This window comes from Microbacterium sp. K24, from assembly GCF_004794465.1.
Taxonomy (GTDB): Bacteria; Actinomycetota; Actinomycetes; order Actinomycetales; family Microbacteriaceae; genus Microbacterium.
The window spans coordinates 33,345-49,091 of the sequence record NZ_SSDJ01000147.1 but is presented as its reverse complement, the minus strand read 5'-3'; the positions used below and the strand labels follow the sequence as shown (position 1 = coordinate 49,091).

16 protein-coding genes are annotated in these 15,747 nt (G+C 69.8%); 7 read left to right on the top strand and 9 right to left on the bottom strand.

Translation table 11 applies throughout. The features are described from left to right. Positions 1 to 132: 132 nt before the first annotated feature. Together DW306_RS18495 and DW306_RS18490 are read right to left on the bottom strand one after the other, a co-directional pair. The gene (locus DW306_RS18495) at positions 133 to 735 is read right to left on the bottom strand and encodes a response regulator transcription factor (RefSeq protein WP_136057043.1); all 603 of its coding nucleotides are present in this window, start codon (positions 733 to 735) and stop codon (positions 133 to 135) included. Next, a complete protein-coding gene (locus DW306_RS18490; RefSeq protein WP_240747269.1) occupies positions 732 to 1,943 on the bottom strand; it encodes a histidine kinase in 1,212 nt (403 codons plus the stop codon). Before DW306_RS18490 ends, DW306_RS18495 begins: the two co-directional genes overlap by 4 nt. Before the next feature lie 156 nt (positions 1,944 to 2,099). On the opposite strand from DW306_RS18490, the gene DW306_RS18485 reads away from it, so the two are divergent. From DW306_RS18485 to DW306_RS18460, 6 genes are all read left to right on the top strand, one after another. Beyond that, positions 2,100 to 2,642, top strand: coding sequence for a small multidrug efflux protein (locus DW306_RS18485; protein WP_136057041.1), 543 nt, complete (start codon positions 2,100 to 2,102; stop codon positions 2,640 to 2,642). Between the two features lie 292 nt (positions 2,643 to 2,934). After that, a complete protein-coding gene (locus DW306_RS18480) occupies positions 2,935 to 4,428 on the top strand; it encodes a sigma-70 family RNA polymerase sigma factor (protein ID WP_168429378.1) in 1,494 nt (497 codons plus the stop codon). Between the two features lie 56 nt (positions 4,429 to 4,484). After that, positions 4,485 to 4,820, top strand: coding sequence for a metalloregulator ArsR/SmtB family transcription factor (locus DW306_RS18475; protein ID WP_136057039.1), 336 nt, complete (start codon positions 4,485 to 4,487; stop codon positions 4,818 to 4,820). After that, complete coding sequence (locus tag DW306_RS18470; protein WP_136057038.1) at positions 4,820 to 5,494, top strand: cation transporter; 675 nt, start codon at positions 4,820 to 4,822, stop codon at positions 5,492 to 5,494. Before DW306_RS18475 ends, DW306_RS18470 begins: the two co-directional genes overlap by 1 nt. 17 nt (positions 5,495 to 5,511) lie before the next feature. Beyond that, positions 5,512 to 6,417, top strand: coding sequence for an SDR family NAD(P)-dependent oxidoreductase (locus DW306_RS18465; RefSeq protein WP_136057037.1), 906 nt, complete (start codon positions 5,512 to 5,514; stop codon positions 6,415 to 6,417). A gap of 33 nt (positions 6,418 to 6,450) precedes the next feature. Beyond that, on the top strand, positions 6,451 to 7,356 hold the full coding sequence (locus DW306_RS18460) for an arginase family protein (RefSeq protein WP_136057036.1): 906 nt from the start codon (positions 6,451 to 6,453) through the stop codon (positions 7,354 to 7,356). Between the two features lie 113 nt (positions 7,357 to 7,469). Here the strand turns inward: DW306_RS18460 and DW306_RS18455 are convergent, their stop codons facing one another. The 5 genes from DW306_RS18455 to DW306_RS18435 all read right to left on the bottom strand — a co-directional run bounded on the left by DW306_RS18455 (position 7,470) and on the right by DW306_RS18435 (position 14,176). Continuing rightward, positions 7,470 to 8,753, bottom strand: a complete 1,284-nt coding sequence (locus tag DW306_RS18455) for a hemolysin family protein (RefSeq protein WP_136057035.1) — start codon at positions 8,751 to 8,753, stop codon at positions 7,470 to 7,472. A gap of 94 nt (positions 8,754 to 8,847) precedes the next feature. After that, entirely contained in the window at positions 8,848 to 9,942 is a 1,095-nt protein-coding gene (locus DW306_RS18450) for a TerC family protein (RefSeq protein ID WP_136057034.1), read from the bottom strand. Between the two features lie 233 nt (positions 9,943 to 10,175). Then, complete coding sequence (locus DW306_RS18445; protein ID WP_240747268.1) at positions 10,176 to 12,197, bottom strand: alkaline phosphatase family protein; 2,022 nt, start codon at positions 12,195 to 12,197, stop codon at positions 10,176 to 10,178. A 207-nt stretch (positions 12,198 to 12,404) separates the two neighbouring features. Further along, entirely contained in the window at positions 12,405 to 12,815 is a 411-nt protein-coding gene (locus DW306_RS18440; protein ID WP_136057033.1) for an arsenate reductase ArsC, read from the bottom strand. Between the two features lie 59 nt (positions 12,816 to 12,874). Further along, a complete protein-coding gene (locus tag DW306_RS18435; protein WP_136057032.1) occupies positions 12,875 to 14,176 on the bottom strand; it encodes an NAD(P)-binding domain-containing protein in 1,302 nt (433 codons plus the stop codon). A gap of 83 nt (positions 14,177 to 14,259) precedes the next feature. Here DW306_RS18435 and DW306_RS18430 point away from each other — a divergent pair, with 83 nt between their 5' ends. Next, on the top strand, positions 14,260 to 14,601 hold the full coding sequence (locus DW306_RS18430; RefSeq protein WP_240747267.1) for a metalloregulator ArsR/SmtB family transcription factor: 342 nt from the start codon (positions 14,260 to 14,262) through the stop codon (positions 14,599 to 14,601). A gap of 12 nt (positions 14,602 to 14,613) precedes the next feature. Here the strand turns inward: DW306_RS18430 and DW306_RS18425 are convergent, their stop codons facing one another. Beyond that, positions 14,614 to 14,943: a CHY zinc finger protein gene (locus tag DW306_RS18425; protein WP_136057030.1), complete on the bottom strand. Its 330-nt coding sequence runs from the start codon at positions 14,941 to 14,943 to the stop codon at positions 14,614 to 14,616. Beyond that, complete coding sequence (locus tag DW306_RS18420; protein WP_136057029.1) at positions 14,936 to 15,709, bottom strand: TetR/AcrR family transcriptional regulator; 774 nt, start codon at positions 15,707 to 15,709, stop codon at positions 14,936 to 14,938. The genes DW306_RS18425 and DW306_RS18420 overlap by 8 nt, the downstream gene beginning before the upstream one ends. Positions 15,710 to 15,747 lie beyond the last annotated feature (38 nt).

The following is a 15,747-nucleotide window of genomic DNA, read 5'->3' as shown; positions in this document are numbered from 1 at the left end:
CAGATGCGTGCGAGGAGCGAGCGCGCCGTCAGGCGCGGCGGTCGCGGAACACGAGGGTGCGCCCCATCACGGGCGCGAAGAATATTGTTCCCATGGCCGACAGCCTAGCCGCGCCCGGGTGAGCGGATCCAGTCAGATCCAGCCCCGTTCCTCGGCGATAAGCACCGCCTGCTGCCGGGTGCCGACCGACAGCTTGCCGAGGATCACCGAGATGTGGTTGCGCACGGTTCCCGGCGCGAGGGCGAGCGCGCGGGCGATCTGCCCGGTGGTCTCGCCTCGTCGCCCCGCACGCAGCACGTCGAGCTCGCGATCGGTGAGCGGCGAGCGCTCGTCGCTGAGGGCGTCGGCGGCGATCTCCGGATCGACGTACCGCGCGCCGGCCGCCACCCGGCGGATGACGGCCGCGACCTCGTCGGCCCCCCGCGACTTGGGCAGGAATCCGGCGACGCCGGAGGCCAGCGCGCGGCGCAGCACCCCGGGCCGCGCGTGACGTGTGACGACGACGCACCGCGTCGCGATCGCCCTGTTCAGCCGCTCGGCGACCTGCACGCCGTCGAGCCCCGGCATCTCGAGGTCGAGCAGGCACACGTCCGGTTCCAGACGCAGGGCCTCGGCGACGGCCTGCTCGCCGTCGGCGCACTCCGCGACGACCTCGATGTCGTCCTCCAACCGCAGCAGGGCGGCGAGCGCGGATCGGATCATCCCCTCGTCGTCGGCGAGCAGCACCCGGATCATCCGCGTGCCTCGACCGTCGACGGCACCGTCACCACGACGGCGAACTCGTCCGCTTCGGCGCGCACGTCGAGAGTGCCGTGCGCCTCTTCGATCCGGCGGCGGATGCCGTCCAACCCCGACCCTCCCGGCCCGTCACTCCGGACGTCGGCACCGGTCACGACGTCGTTCGCGATCTCGTAGCGCCAGGCATCCGGATCCCTGGTCAGCACGAGACGCGCACGGCGCCCTCCGCCGTGCCGCAGCACGTTCGTCGTCGTCTCGCGGATGACCGGACCGAGAGCGGATGCCGGGGCCCCGGCAGCATCCGCATCGATCACGGCCTCCACCTCGAGGCCGGCGGCGCGCAGGAGGTCGCGCGCGTTGGCGAGCTCGTCGCTCAAGGGCACGGAGCGATATCGCGTCGCGAGATCCCTGGTCCCCTGACGAGCCTCGTCCACGCTCACCCGTGCGGCGCGGAGCTGCTCCATGCCGGCATCCGGATCCCTGGGCAGCAGCCGCTCGGCCAGCTCGAGCTGCAGCGCGATGACCTGGAGGTGATGTCCCTGCAGGTCATGAACATCGGTGGCGACCCGCAGCCGCTCCTGGGTCGCCGCCAGTCGCGACTCGGAGGCGCGAGCGCGGTCGAGCGTGACCATCACATCCCAGAACCACAGGGAGCTCACGGTCATCGACGGCAGCAGTGCCGCGTAGGCGCCGGGCAGCCAGGAGGGCACGCCCGCGCCCAGCGAATGGGTCGCCGAGTCGAGGAAGGCGAGCGCGACCAGCAGCAGGGTGGCCGCCACGACGACACGGAAGCGGACCCCGCGCGGCCAGTTCAACAGCACCACCGACTGCGCGAGAGGCATCGCGGCGAGCTGCCAGCTTCCGGTGAGCGAGCCGGCGACGGCGCCGAACGCCACGGCGACCGCGAACGGCACGATCAGCCGCTTCCACGGCACGCCCGGACCGGCGTCGATGCGGTGCCGGTAGTCGAACAGCAGCAGCAGGGTGGAGGCGCACCAGAGCAGACCGCCGACCGCGACCACCAGCACGACGGAGCCGCCGAAATCGGTCGCCGCGACGATCCCCGTCCAGGCGCCGATCAGCATCACCTCGATGAAGAGCACGGCCGTCAGCGTGTACCACCAGGTGGCGGTGACACCGCGCGTCAGGGATACGGCCCCCGGGCTCGACGGAGCGGGGGCGAGGGGCTCGGTGCGGCTGCTCACGTTCAACACGATACGGGCGTGACACATGTCACGGATACGGCGTGCGTTCCACCCGGAAAGCGGTGACGAGCCGGCACTGTCGCGCGCGGCGCAGGAACGCTGGACTGGGATCATCGCGACGGAGACGCCGTTCGCACCGATCACCGGGAGCACCCCATGAACCTCATCGAGATCTTCCAGAACTGGGTCGCCCAGGTCCCCGACCTCGTGCAGCCGCTCATCGTCGCCCTCGCCGGCGCGATCCCCTTCATCGAGGGAGAGGGCGCGGCCAGCATCGGGATCATCGGCGGCATCCCTCCCGTGGTCGCCGCGATCGCCGCGATGGTCGGCAACTTCGTGTGCGTCGCTGTGCTGGTGCTGGCGAGCTCCGGGGCGCGCAGCGCCATCCTGAACCGGACACGAGCCGGGGAGACCGCCGTCGCGAACGGCGGGACGGTGACCGAGACCGCCGTCCAGACCGCGGAGAGCGATCGCAAGGCGGCACGTCGGGACAAGTTCCAGCGCGCGTTCGAGCGCTACGGCGTCCCCGGCGTCAGCCTGCTCGGCCCGCTGCTGCTCCCGACGCACTTCACCGCCACGATGCTCGCCGCCGCCGGCGTGAACAAGGCCCGTGTGCTGTTCTGGCAGGCCCTTGCGATCATCGGCTGGACGACCGTCGTCGCCGTGATCGTCGGCAGCGCGGTGTACGCCATCCGCTGAGCGGAAAGAACGTCGCCGCGGATCTTCTGGACTCGCGTCATGAATCGTCCGCCGCGAAGTCTTGCCTATGACGGAGGGCCGAGTCTTTGGGGATATTGACTCGCTCCGTCGCCGGCCGCGCACCCCTCACACCGAGCGGCCTGCGGGTGGGATCCTGTTCCCAGGGATCCCACCCGCGATCTTGTCGGTGGATGTCATATCCGCGTGGGGGCGGACCCCGCGGTATACAGTATTCGCGCGGGTCTCCGACAGAGATGCGCGGACGAAACCACCGCAGGAAGCACGAGGATCGATGGCCGGCACCGAAGACGCCGACGCTCTCCCTGATGCCGTCCTGCTCCAGCGCAGTCGCGACGGCGATCGACGCGCATTCTCCGAACTCTGGCGTCGGCACGCGCCGACAGCCGTGGCCTATGCCCGGAGCCTGGGGGCCGCCCCGCCTGACCCGGAGGATGTCGTCTCCGACGCCTTCCTGAGCATCCTTCAGGTGGTGCGCGGGGGCGGCGGTCCGGAAGAGCGATTCCGGCCGTACCTGCTGACGGCGGTGCGCAACACCTGGCTGACGGCTGCCCGTCGCGCCCCCTCGACAGTGCCGATCGAGCTGGTCGACGACCCCCCGTCAGACATCGGAACGATCGACGTCGAGGCGATGGTGGACTCCACGGCACTCAGCGAGGCGTTCTGCGCTCTGCCCGAGCGGTGGCAGCATGCGCTCTGGCTGAGCGAGGTCGAGAGGCTTCCTCCGCGTCAGATCGCCCAGGTGCTCGGACTGCGGGCGAACGCGGTGGCAGCCCTGACCTACCGCGCCAGGGACGGGCTCCGCAAGGCGTGGATCACCGCGCAGCTGCGTCGTGCACCTGAGGGATCCGACCACGCCCGGGTCATCGAGCTGCTCGGCGGCTACGCGCAGGGCGGCCTGGGCCCTCGACCGCAGAAGGTCGTCGCCGAGCATCTCGCGTCGTGCGCGGACTGCCGCGCGGCGGCCGGTGAAGCCCGGCACCTGGCGCGCGCCATCACCCTGGGCCCGCTTCTCGTCGGCGGCGCCGGACTGGTCATCGCGCCCGCATACTTCGGGGCGGGCCAGGCGGCGGCCGCCACAGGCCTCGCCGTTCCCCTGGTCTGGCCCGTCGCAGCCGCCGTGGCCGTCGCCGTCTCCGTCAGCGGGGGTCTGCTCCTGCGGATCCCGGCAGAACCGGATGCCGCCGTGCACGTGACGGCAGCCGCCGTGCCGCCGGCGACGGCATCCCCGCAGCCTCTCCCTCCGATGACCGATCCCGCGCCACTCGAGGCCGGCACGCTCCCCTCCGCGGATGCCCCGAACGACGTCGCACCGAGCGACACCGCCCCGACCGTCGACGGTGCGAGCGGTCAGCTCCCGGCTCCGATCGCCGAGGTCTCCCCACCGGCGCCCGCGGAAGAACCGGAAGACCGAGCCGAGAGCGCTCCGGTTGCCGCACCGGATCCGGTGGATCCGGTGGACCCGGCGCCGAAGACCTTCCTCACGCGGGCTCCCGCGTGGTGGGCCGATATCGCGCTGACGACCGCGGGGTCCAGCGGATGCCCTCCGATCGCCACCGCCACGATCAGCGGGATCGCCGGGTCGGTGATCCTGATCGTCGTCGACGGCCGGAGCACCGGGGTGACGGCGACCCTCGGCGCCGACGGCAGCTGGACGGGAGAAATCGATCTGACCGCGCCCTCCGGTCGGCACACGGTGACGATCTTCGGCACCGGCCCGGAGGGCGGGTTCAGCGAGCAGGTCGCCGAGAGGGTCATCGACTACTGATCAGCGGCATCTGGTTCAGTATTCTCTGAATTCAGGTTCTGATGTACTGTGGGCGCATGACCACGGCGACGGCCTCCCTCACCCACACCGCAGCTGTGGCGCGTCTCGGACACGCCCTCTCGGATCCGACGCGCGCCGGCATCCTGCTCGCGCTGCGGGCATCCGACCGCTACCCCGCCGAGCTCGCCGACGGTCTCGGCGTCTCCCGTCAGGTGATGTCGAACCATCTGGCCTGCCTCCGCGGCTGCGGCCTGGTCGAGAGCGTGCCCGACGGCCGACGGAGCAGCTATCGCCTCGCCGATCCGCACCTCGCGCCGGCCCTCGACGAGCTCATGCGCGTCACATTGATCGTCGAACCGGACTGCTGCGACGGCGAAGGATGCACCTGCTGATGTCGACGACCCTCACCACCGACCGGCGCGAGACCCTCCACCGTCGCATCCGGCTCATCGTCGCGATCACGATCGGGTACAACCTGATCGAGGCCGTCATCGCGATCACCGCCGGGTCGATCGCCTCCTCGGCGGCGCTCGTCGGGTTCGGCCTCGATTCCACCATCGAAGTGCTGTCAGCGGCCGCCGTCGCGTGGCAGTTCACCCGACGCGATCCCGAGCGCTGGGAGAAGCCGACCCTGCGCGTGATCGCCATCGCCTTCTTCGCGCTCGCCGTCTACGTCACGGCCACATCCGTGCTCGCCCTCGTGACGGCGGAGCGTCCGGAGCACAGCACCATCGGGATCATCCTGACCGCCGTCAGCGTGGTGGTGATGCCGTTCCTGTCGCTCGCGGAGCGGCGAGCAGGTCGCGAAGCCGGGTCGGCCACCGCCGTCGCCGACTCGAAGCAGACGCTGATCTGCACCTACCTGTCCGCCGCCGTGCTCGTGGGCCTCGTCGTGAACTCCCTGTTCGGCTGGTGGTGGGCGGATGCCGTCGCCGGGCTGATCATCGCGGGCTTCGCCGTGCGGGAGGGCGTCGAGGCGTGGAAGGGCGACGCCTGCGCGACCTCGGTCGGGATGATCTTCGAGGATGATCACGACGACGACCACGACCACGACCACCACCACTGAGCACCTAGGTTGGGGAGATGGATGCTCCCCTGTCGCAGCCGCACGATCTGGACGGTCGTACGATCCTCGTCACCGGCGCCAATGCCGGCATCGGCTACTGGTGCGCCGAGCGTCTCGCCGTCCGAGGCGCGCGCATCCTTCTGGGATGCCGGTCGCCGGAACGCGCGCAGACAGCCGTCGACGCCATCACCGCGCAGGCTCCCGCCGCGGAGCTGCGCGTCGTCCCTGTCGATCTCGGATCGCTCGACAGCATCCACCGTGCTGCCGCCGACATCGACGAGCGGATCGACACGGTCATCTGCAACGCCGGAGTGAAGGCCGCTGATAAGGGCGCGCGCACGCACGACGGCCTCGACCTCATGATCGGCACCAACTTCCTCGGTCACTTCGCACTGCTCGCGCGGATCGCCCCGCGCCTCGCCGACGATGCCCGCGTCGTGGCCGTCGGCTCGCTCGCACATCGGTTCGCGCACATCGCGCCCGACCGTCTCTCGGAACCCTGGCACGGATCCTCGCTGCGCCAGTACGGACGCTCCAAGGCCGCCCTCATGGCGTTCGCGTTCGAGCTCGACCGGCGCTGGTCCGACTCCGCGCGATCCGCGCTGTGCGCGCATCCCGGTTACGCGGTCGACCCGCTCACCGCGCCGCGGCCGGGCCTCGTCGAGGTGCCGCCGCTGGCGCGCGGCCTGGCCGCACTGAGCCGGCCGTTCGTGCAGGGCAAGGATGACGGCGCCGCTCCCCTGATCCATGCGGCCACGGCACCGGATGCCCGCGGCGGAGACTACTGGGGGCCGGGCGGGATGCTCGAATTCCGCGGAGCACCCGCGCGCATGCGCGCGTCCGACGAGGTGCGCTCGCCCGCGACAGGTGCCGCACTCTGGGATGCCGCGGAGCGCCTGACCGGCGTGCGCTTCCCCCTCTGAGCCGATGTCGGATGCCGCGACCAGGCTGGGCTCATGATCACCCTGCTGTCCGCACCCAGCAACCTCGGCCTGCGACCGCCCCGGCGGGGAAGCGTCCCCGGCACGGCGAAGGCGCCCGAGGCCCTCCGCGAGGCCGGTCTCCACGCCCGCTTCGCCGCGAGGGGCGCGACCGACGGCGGCGTCGTCGTCCCTGCCCGCTACGTCGACGACGACGACACCCGAACTCCCGGGCACGTGCGCAACGAGGAGGCACTGGTCGAGCACTCCCGGCGCCTCGCCGTGCGCCTCACCGACGCGCTCACGACGGGGAATGCTCCCCTGGTGATCGGCGGCGACTGCTCCCTCCTCATCGGCGCCGGCATCGCGTCGGCGAGACGAGGGCGCACCGGCTTGGTGCATGTCGACGGGCACACCGACTTCCGGCATCCGGGGAACAGCGCCGAGTGCGCGAGCGTGGCGGGCGAAGACCTCGCGGCCGCGATCGGATTGCACTGGCCGGCGATCGCCGACATCGACGGCCTCTCCCCGTACTTCGACGCCGCACAGACGGCGCACATCGGCCATCGCGCCGACGACGAGGAACAGGAGGAGGTGCGCGCCCTTCTCGGACTCGTCACTCCCGCGGCCGACGTCATCGCCCGCGGCGCAGCCGATGTGGCCGCCGCGTCGGCCGCGGTCGCGGGGCCGGACGGGTACTGGCTCCAGGTCGATGTCGACGTGCTCGATCCCTCGGTGATGCCGGCGGTCGACAGTCCCGATCCCGGAGGGCTGAGCGCTGCACAGCTCACGGATCTCCTGCGCGAACTCGCTCCCGGGGCGATCGGCGCGAGCATCACGGTGTTCGACCCGGATCTCGACCCCGACGGCCGCTACGCGCGACTGCTGGTCGACATCCTCGACGCGGGGCTGAGCGACCTCGGCACGCGCGGCATCGAGTGACGTTTCGCGGAGGTGATGACGTTTCGCGGAGGTTTCCCTGGGGATCGCTCCGCGATTCGTCACCGGCTCCGCGAAACGTCGGCGCAAGACGGAGGCTCCGTGGCGGCACCTCCTCAGGCCGGCGCGGGCTCCGCCTCCGTGTGCGCGGTCACCTGCACACGGGAGATGCGGCGGCGATCGAGCTCGGTCACCCGCAGGGTCGCTCCGTCGACCTCGATGCTGTCGCCGACGACGGCGAGTCGCCCGAGGCGCTCCGTGACGAACCCGGCGATCGTGTCGGAAGACCCGCGCGGTATCGCAAGACCGGTGAGCTCCTCGAAGTCCTGCAGGTTGAGCCTGCCGTCGACGCCCGCATCGGGAGAGGCGGTGACATCGGCGTCGTACTCGTCGAAGATCTCGCCCACGACTTCCTCGACGAGGTCTTCGAGCGTGACCAGTCCGTCGGTGCCGCCGTATTCGTCGACGACCACCGCGATGTGGTGACCGTCCGCCCGCATACGGGTCAGCGTCGGGAGAACGCGTGCTGTCGACGGGATGTACGGGATGGCGCGCACGAGCGAGCTCAGGGGCGCGGTGGCGTCCGCCCCCGCCGCCTCGAACAGGTCTCGGACGTGCACGAAGCCGGTGATGTCGTCGATGGAGCGATCCGACACCGGGTAGCGGGAGAACGGCAGATCCCGCACCTGCACCATGGCGTCCGCCACACTCGCCGACTCGTCGAGGGCGACGACTTCGGGGCGCGGTCGCATGACCTCGCTGATCTGACGCCCCCGCAGCGAAAGCACGTCGTCGAGGATCCGCCGTTCGTCATCGGGCAGTCCCTGGTGGGAGGCGACGATGTCGCGCACCTCCTCGTCCGTCATCTCGTCGCCGGTCTTGTGCGGGTCGCCGCCGAGCAGCCGCACGAGCGCGTTCGTCGACACCGAGAGCAGCCAGATGACGGGACGCATCACCGTCGCGAAGCCGTTGAGCGCCGGCGCCACCGTGTACGCGAACTGCGCGTTGCGCTGGATGGCCAGCCGCTTCGGGACCAGCTCGCCCAGCACCAGGGAGAGATACGCGATGACGAGCGTCAGGACGACCGTCGCGATCGTGAGCGCCAGTGCGGGGGCCAGGCCCCACGTCTCGAGCAGAGGAGCCAGCGAGGGTGCGAGCGAGGTCGCTCCGTAGGCGGCCGACGCGAAACCCGCGACCGTCACACCGATCTGGACGGCCGAGAGGAAGGTGTTCGGGTTGCGTGCGAGTTCCGCCACCTTGGCGCCCCGTCGTCCGCGGAGCCCGATCGCGTTGATCTGACTCTCGCGCAGGGTGACCAGGGCCATCTCGGTCGCCGCGAAGACTCCGCCGACCAGCACGAAGACGAAGACGAGTGCGATGTTCCAGAGCAGATCGCCCATCAGCGGAGGTTCCGCAGAGGGATCTGCGCGCCCGGCCCAGGCCGGGCGCTCGTACTGTCAGGGTCCGAAGATGGTGCGGAACAGCGCGGCGCGCTCACGAGGTCTCCTTGTCGGTGGCGTGGGTCGTGCGGGTGGGGGTCTCTGACGTCGTGGGGCTCTCGAGCGAGCTGATCGCGCCTCCGGCGACCGGTGCCGCGCCGGTCGCTGAGGTCGCCTCGGCGGCATCCGACGTCCGGCGGGTCTTGAGGAGACTCGCGACCGTGGCGACGGTGATCGTCGCGGCGATGAAGAGCAGCGAGAACCAGATCGGGATCTCGGGGGCCCAGAGCATCGGCTCGCCACCGTTGATGAACGGCAGTTCGTTGACATGCATCGCGTGGAGCACGAGCTTCACGCCGATGAACGCGAGGATGACCGCGAGCCCCTGGGCGAGGTACACGAGGCGCTCGAGCAGTCCGCCGATGAGGAAGTACAGCTGACGAAGCCCCATCAGGGCGAAGGCGTTGGCGGTGAAGACGATGTACGCCTCATCGGTGAGCCCGTAGATCGCGGGGATCGAGTCGACGGCGAAGACGAGGTCGATGAAGCCGATCGCGATGATCGTCAGCAGCATCGGGGTGACGAAGCGCGTGCCGTTCTTGACGACGGTCAGCTTGGCCTCGTGGTACTCGTTCGTGACCGGCAGGTGCCGGCGCACGAAGGTCATGAAGCGACCGTTGGCGGGGTCGCTCTCGTGGCTGCTGAAGGCCTGGCGGTACGCGAGGAAGAGCAGCAGCGCGCCGAAGAGGTAGAAGATCCAGGAGAAGTTCTCGATCAGCGTGGCACCGACCGCGATGAAGATCCCGCGCAGGATCAGCGCGATGACGATGCCGATCATCAGCACCTTCTGCTGGTAGATCTTCGGCACGGCGAAGCCGGTCATCACGATGAGGAAGACGAAGAGGTTGTCGATCGACAGCGCCTTCTCGGTGAGATACCCGGCGAAGTACTCTCCGCCGAAGGTCCATCCGGAGACGATGCCGATACCGACGCCGAACAGCACGGCGAGACCGATGTAGAAGGCGGACCAGCGCGCGGATTCGCCGATGGTCGGCTCGTGAGGCGTGCGCACGTGGGCGAAGAACTCGTACACGAAGAACGCGATGGTGATCGCGATCGTGATGATCCAGATCAGGGGCGTGATTTCCAAGAGGACTCCAGACTCGGCGTATGCGGAAGCAGCGCCAAAGTCTTCTCCATTCCTGAGACCAGGAACCGGTGGCCCGGGATGCGACGTGCATCCGTAATGACGACCCGACCGTATCGGAGTACTCCCCTTGGGAAATGCCAGAATACAGGCGACGCCCGGCGCTTCCTGTGGATCTGCCGACAGTGGATGCTGCTCCGCGGGCGCGCCGTGTGACGCGCCCGCGGAGACGGCATTCAGTTCAGTGTGAAGACCACCGTCGCCGTGTTGCCGGCCACATCGTGGACGACCAACGTGTTCTGGCCGCGTACCGCACCGAAGACACCGGGCTTCACGGAGTTGATGTCAGACCAGGCGTTGTCGGTGAGGTCTTTCACGACCCCGTTGAGGACGACCTGCGAGACCTTGCCCGCGTCGAAGAGCTTGAAGCTCACGAGGTCGTAGGTTCCCGCGGACCCCACCGTGAACGACGCCCCTTCCTTGACGGTGGCCGTCGGCGCGGTGGCGTCGATCGAGAAGGCGAAGACTCCGGTCTGGGCGATGTTCCCGGCGAGGTCCTCTGCGTTGTACTTCACCGTGTATGCACCGTCGGGGAGCGTCTGGGTCGTCTCGTGGACGCCGCTCGTCGCGCCGCCGATCGCTGTCTGGGTGCTCTTGACGAGTGTGCCGTCCTTATAGATGTTGGCGACGATCCGCTTCAGACCGAGATCATCCGTCGCCTCGACGCGCAGCTTCACCGAGGGCGTCGGCCCTGCCGCGGTCGGAGCGACGAGGGTCGCGATCGGCTTCGTGGTGTCGACCGGGGCGGCCTCCTGGCCGAGGGCGACGCGGTCCACGACCCAGAACGCACTGTTGGTGCCCGTGTAGTGGAACCGGAACTGCGCCGTCTTCGCACCGGCGGGCACGTCGAACGCGAGACGCTCCTCGGTATTGGTGTTCGTCGAGTAGGCCTTGAGCGATCGCGGTTCCCCGCCGTCGAAACTGACCAGCACCTCCGCGGACTGCGGCCCGTCGATGAAGTAGTTCGTCGTATACGCGAGTGTCGCGGTGGCTGCTCCGGTGAGGGGATACGCGGGGCTGACGAGCGTCGAGTCGAAGGCACCGGCGGAGTGCGCCTTGTCGTCCCACTCGTCGGAGTCGGCGACGGCGAACACGTCGCGAGCCCGCACCGAGGTCTCGCGCCGCTGCCCGAGCTCGACGTTGGTCCAGAAGTCATCGGTGGCGAAGGACCAGCCGGCCCACTCCCGCACGCCGCCCGACGGCATCCGGGAGTTGTCGATGCTCCATCCCTCCGGTGCGGCATGCGTCCAGCCCAGAACGCCTGCACCCGGGCGGGTCTCGTCGGCACGGGTCTGCAGCGAGGGCCGCAGGGTGTCGAACGCATCCGGCGTCAGGTCGGGCACGGCGGTGCCGTCGAGCGACCAGGCCGGGTCGGCAGCGATGCCGACGGCGGAGAGCACCGTCGGTGCGACGTCCGAGATCTTCACGTCGTGACGCACACCGGGCTCGATGCCGGGCCCTGCCGCGATCACGAACACCTCGCGCTCCGCCGGCGTGCTGCCGCCGTGGCCTCCCGTCGGTGTGTGACCGTGGTCCGCCGTGACGACGACCAGCCACTCCTCGTCGGCAGGACGGGCGTCGACGGCGGCCAGGATCTGTCCGATCTCGCCGTCGGCCTTCGCCAACGCTGCTCCATAGGCAGCCCCGTTCGTGCCGACGCTGTGCCCGGCGCCGTCGACCTCATCCAGATGGACGAAGACATCGTCCGCGCCGCTCGCGATCGTCTCGACCGCCTCGGCGGTCGTGCCCACGTCGTTGCCGCCCTGCACACGGGAGTCGACGGCAGACCCGAAGACGGTGGTCGCGATCGGCGCCCACGTGGCCACAACGGCCGTGGTGCGCTCCGGCTGCGCCGCCTCGATACGGGTCAGATAGTCCGGGTACAGGTCGAACCGGGGCGCCGTGAAGTTGTTGTCGACCACCTTGTGCTTGTCGGGCCAGACGCCGGTGGCGATCGTCGACCACCCCGGGCCCGAGATCGTGCCCGCCATCGGCGTGGCGTAGAGGTTGCTCGACGAGACCATGCCGCGTGCCATCAGGGCGTCGAGGTTCGGCATGTCGGCATCATCGAGGAAGTCGAAGGACGCGCCGTCGATGCCGATCACGAGGGTCTTCACGGTGGGTTCGTCGACCGCCGCAGCGGGCAGGGCGGGTACGACGATCAAAGCGGGCAGCAGGCAGGCAGCTGCAGTTGACAAGACAACTGCTCGCTGGCGATTCGAGGGCATTTCATCTCCGAGACGTGGGGATTCAGCGGCAGGGGAAGGTCCCTGCCGCTGCCAGTCTCGAACCCGACGCCCGCGCCGCCTATGCTGCGCGCGAAGATGTCAATACAAGTTGGGATGCCGTTTACTCATGGCCACGCATGTAGGTACCCACCTCCGTGAACAGACGTCCGGCGGGCTTCAGCGGAGCAGTTCGTTCACGAGCTGCTCGATCCGCCCTCGGATGTCGTCGCGGATCGGACGCACGGCGTCGATGCCCTGACCGGCAGGATCGTCGAGTTCCCAATCCTCGTACCGCTTGCCCGGGAAGAACGGGCAGGCGTCACCGCACCCCATGGTGATCACGACGTCGGAGGCCTGCACGGCTTCGGTCGTGAGCACTTTCGGCGCTTCCGCGGTGATGTCGATGCCCAGTTCGGCCATCGCCGCGACCGCGATCGGGTTGATCTCGTCGGCGGGCATCGACCCGGCCGAGCGGACCTCGACGCGGTCCCCCGCGATGTCGCGCAGGAACCCGGCGGCCATCTGCGACCGGCCCGCATTGTGCACGCACACGAAGAGGACGGAGGGTGTGGATGCGGCATCGTTCATAAGGGCTCCTGAGGGGTCAGTTCTATATTGACACTTTTCGATGCGAGCGAACGCGCACATCAGACGGATGCCGTCGGGCGCGATCCGATCTTCCGCACCGAAGGGATCGCGCAGCATCCGCTCGCCCCCTCATCGAACCCGCCCGCGCCGCCGCAGACGCCGGTTTCCGGCAGCACCAGCTCGTTGCGGGCCGCAGCCGCATGATCGCCCGCGAGATGGGCGACGACGCTGCGCACCTGCTCGAAACCCGTCAGTGCGAGGAAGGTCGGTGCACGCCCGTACGACTTCGCCCCGACGATGAACAGACCGTGTTCCGGCTGTGCGAGCTGGCGCGCCCCCGTCGCCGACACCGACCCGCACGAGTGGATGTTCGGATCGATCTCGGCAGCGATCCCCGCGACGGCCTCGAGCGCCGGATCGAGATCGGTGCGCACCTCACGAAGCAGGCCGGTGTCGGGACGGAACCCGGTCAGCGCGAACACATGGGCGGCGCCGGCCACCTCCCGCCCGTCCTCCGAGCGGATCCAGAGCGCACCGTCCTGCTCTCGGAACTCGGTGACGCGGAACCCGGTGACGACGTCGACGACTCCGGATTCGATCACCGTGCGAGCGCGCTCCCCGAGCGCCGCCCGTTCGGGGAGCTCGTCGCCTGCACCGCCGCCGAAGACGTTCGTCGCGGTTCCCCTTCGCAGCAGCCACGTGACTCTCGTCCCCGGGGCGCGGCGCGCGACTTCGCTCAGTCGCAGCACCGCGTGCGTCGCGGAATGCCCGGCCCCGATCACGACGACGTGCGTTCCCGCGAAGGCGGCGACGTCTTCGGGGATGCGATAGGAGATGCGATCCGCTGACGCGGTCTCGCACCGCGCGGGATGACCGTCCGCACCTGCCGGGTTCGGCTGCCCCCACGTCCCGCTCGCGTCGATCACCGATCGGGCGAGGGTCCGCCCCTCGACGCCATCGGCATCGCGTGTGTGCACGACGAACGGCTGACTCCGGCGACCGCCGTCGACGACCTTGTCGCGCCCCTGACGTGCGACGCCGGTGACGGTGACGCCGTAGCGCACCCGATCGCCCAGCGCGTCGGCCAGCGGGGCGAGGTATCCGTCGACCCATTCGGTCCCCGTCGGGAATCCCGCCGCGGGAGCCGACCAGCCCGATGGCGCGAGGAGCCGCCGACCGGCGGCGTCGGTGAGCTCCGGCCAGGAGGAGAAGAGGCGAACGTGGCCCCACTCCGACACGGCGGCCGCCGCGGCGCCTCCCCGTTCGAGCACGACGGTGTCCAGCCCGCGTTCGGTCGCATGCGCCGCTGCGGCGAGCCCCTGCGGTCCCGCGCCGATGATCACGACGGGCAGTTCATCCATGACGTCTCCTCAGATTGAAAAACTTCAATATGAAGACCATCGCCCACCTATCGAAGAATGTCAATACGTGCGAAGATACAGCTGTGAGCCTGCCACTGACGATCGATTCCACGGCCTGCTGCGTGCCCCGGGTGACGTCCTCCTTGACCGTCGACGACGCCGAGCGCGCGGCACGGGTGTTCAAGGCACTCGGCGACCCGACGCGGGTCCGACTGCTGTCGCTGATCGCCGCCGGCGAGGGCGGGGAGGCCTGCATCTGCGACCTCACCGAACCCGTCGGCCTCTCCCAGGGCACGGTCTCCCACCACATGAAGCTCCTCACGGAGGCCGGCCTCGTCACGCGTGAGCAGCGCGGCAGGTGGGCGTACTTCGCCCTCAACGACTCAGCGCTCGATGCCGCGGCCGACGCACTCCGCCGGGGATGACGGGACGCGACCTCAGGGATCGACCTCGAAATACAGGGGCGCGTGCAGTGCGCACCCGGGGTTGAACGCCGATCCGCACGCCGGGCACCCGGTCGCCACGAGGTAGGCGGCGATCGTCAGCTCCGTGCCGCACGCCCCGCACAGGACCGCCTTCTCGCCGCGCTCCCCGACGCCCCACTGCCGCGCGGCGTGCCCGGCGGCCTCCGCATGGCAGAGGTGGCACGGGTAGTACTCGCCGCAGCAGGCGAAGCGGATCGCCACGATGTCGACGGCGCTCCGATAGTGCACGCACCTCGTCATGTCGTCGACGACGGCGCCGCGGACGACCGGTCGATCAGACATGGCGCTCCCGGCCTTCGATCAGGGCGGCGAGGGCGTCGAGGGTGCGGGCGAGTCCGAATGCCCACGCCTGCGCCCCGCCCCACGCGCCACCCTGGGCTTCGCCGGCGGCAGCCCCGATGCGCACCGCGCGGGGGTACCTGACCGGGTCGAGCACGCGGGCGAGGATCGGCTGGTTCGCCGACCACCACTCGGCGTCGCTCATCGCCGTGTCGGTCACCGCCCGCGCCGCGTCGTGCACCGACCGGCAGTGCCCCTGCACGAACCCGAGGACGTAGGTCAGCCCCGCGTCGATGTCGACATCGGCGAGTCCGGTGCCGTCGAAGGCCGAGAGCTCGTACTCGTACTTCGCCATCACGCCCGGTCCGAGCGGCGGACGACTGAGGGCGGCGACCTCGGTGAGCCACGGATGCCGCAGCAGGAGCTCGCGGTTGGCGTGCGCGATCTCGGTCACACGCTCTCGCCAGGGCCGATCCCCCAGGCCGGGCCGGTCCATTCCGGCAGAGAGCGCGTCGACCATGAGGTCGAGGAGCTCGGGTTTGCCGGGGACGTAGGTGTACACCGACATCGGCGCGATGCCCACCCGCTCGGCGACCGCGCGCACCGTGACGGCGGAGAGTCCGCCGTCGTCGGCGATGCTCAGCGCCGCCTGCACGATCTTCTCGACGGCGACGGAGCGGGCTGGCCCCTTCCGCGGAGCGGTCGACTCACCCCAGAGGAGCGCGAGCGTTCTGCTGGGCTCTCCGGAACCCGTTCGATCAGCATCCATGGGAATGATCTTGTCATATGTGCGTTATACGCCGTACA

What these genes read in the sequence shown, in the direction of transcription:
- DW306_RS18495 (WP_136057043.1), bottom strand. Translation starts at nt 735, where the DNA reads ATGATCCGGGTGCTGCTCGCCGACGACGAGGGGATGATCCGATCCGCG.
- DW306_RS18485 (WP_136057041.1), top strand. Translation starts at nt 2,100, where the DNA reads ATGAACCTCATCGAGATCTTCCAGAACTGGGTCGCCCAGGTCCCCGAC.
- DW306_RS18480 (WP_168429378.1), top strand. Translation starts at nt 2,935, where the DNA reads ATGGCCGGCACCGAAGACGCCGACGCTCTCCCTGATGCCGTCCTGCTC.
- DW306_RS18475 (WP_136057039.1), top strand. Translation starts at nt 4,485, where the DNA reads ATGACCACGGCGACGGCCTCCCTCACCCACACCGCAGCTGTGGCGCGT.
- DW306_RS18470 (WP_136057038.1), top strand. Translation starts at nt 4,820, where the DNA reads ATGTCGACGACCCTCACCACCGACCGGCGCGAGACCCTCCACCGTCGC.
- DW306_RS18465 (WP_136057037.1), top strand. Translation starts at nt 5,512, where the DNA reads ATGGATGCTCCCCTGTCGCAGCCGCACGATCTGGACGGTCGTACGATC.
- DW306_RS18460 (WP_136057036.1), top strand. Translation starts at nt 6,451, where the DNA reads ATGATCACCCTGCTGTCCGCACCCAGCAACCTCGGCCTGCGACCGCCC.
- DW306_RS18455 (WP_136057035.1), bottom strand. Translation starts at nt 8,753, where the DNA reads ATGGGCGATCTGCTCTGGAACATCGCACTCGTCTTCGTCTTCGTGCTG.
- DW306_RS18440 (WP_136057033.1), bottom strand. Translation starts at nt 12,815, where the DNA reads ATGAACGATGCCGCATCCACACCCTCCGTCCTCTTCGTGTGCGTGCAC.
- DW306_RS18435 (WP_136057032.1), bottom strand. Translation starts at nt 14,176, where the DNA reads ATGGATGAACTGCCCGTCGTGATCATCGGCGCGGGACCGCAGGGGCTC.
- DW306_RS18425 (WP_136057030.1), bottom strand. Translation starts at nt 14,943, where the DNA reads ATGTCTGATCGACCGGTCGTCCGCGGCGCCGTCGTCGACGACATGACG.
- DW306_RS18420 (WP_136057029.1), bottom strand. Translation starts at nt 15,709, where the DNA reads ATGGATGCTGATCGAACGGGTTCCGGAGAGCCCAGCAGAACGCTCGCG.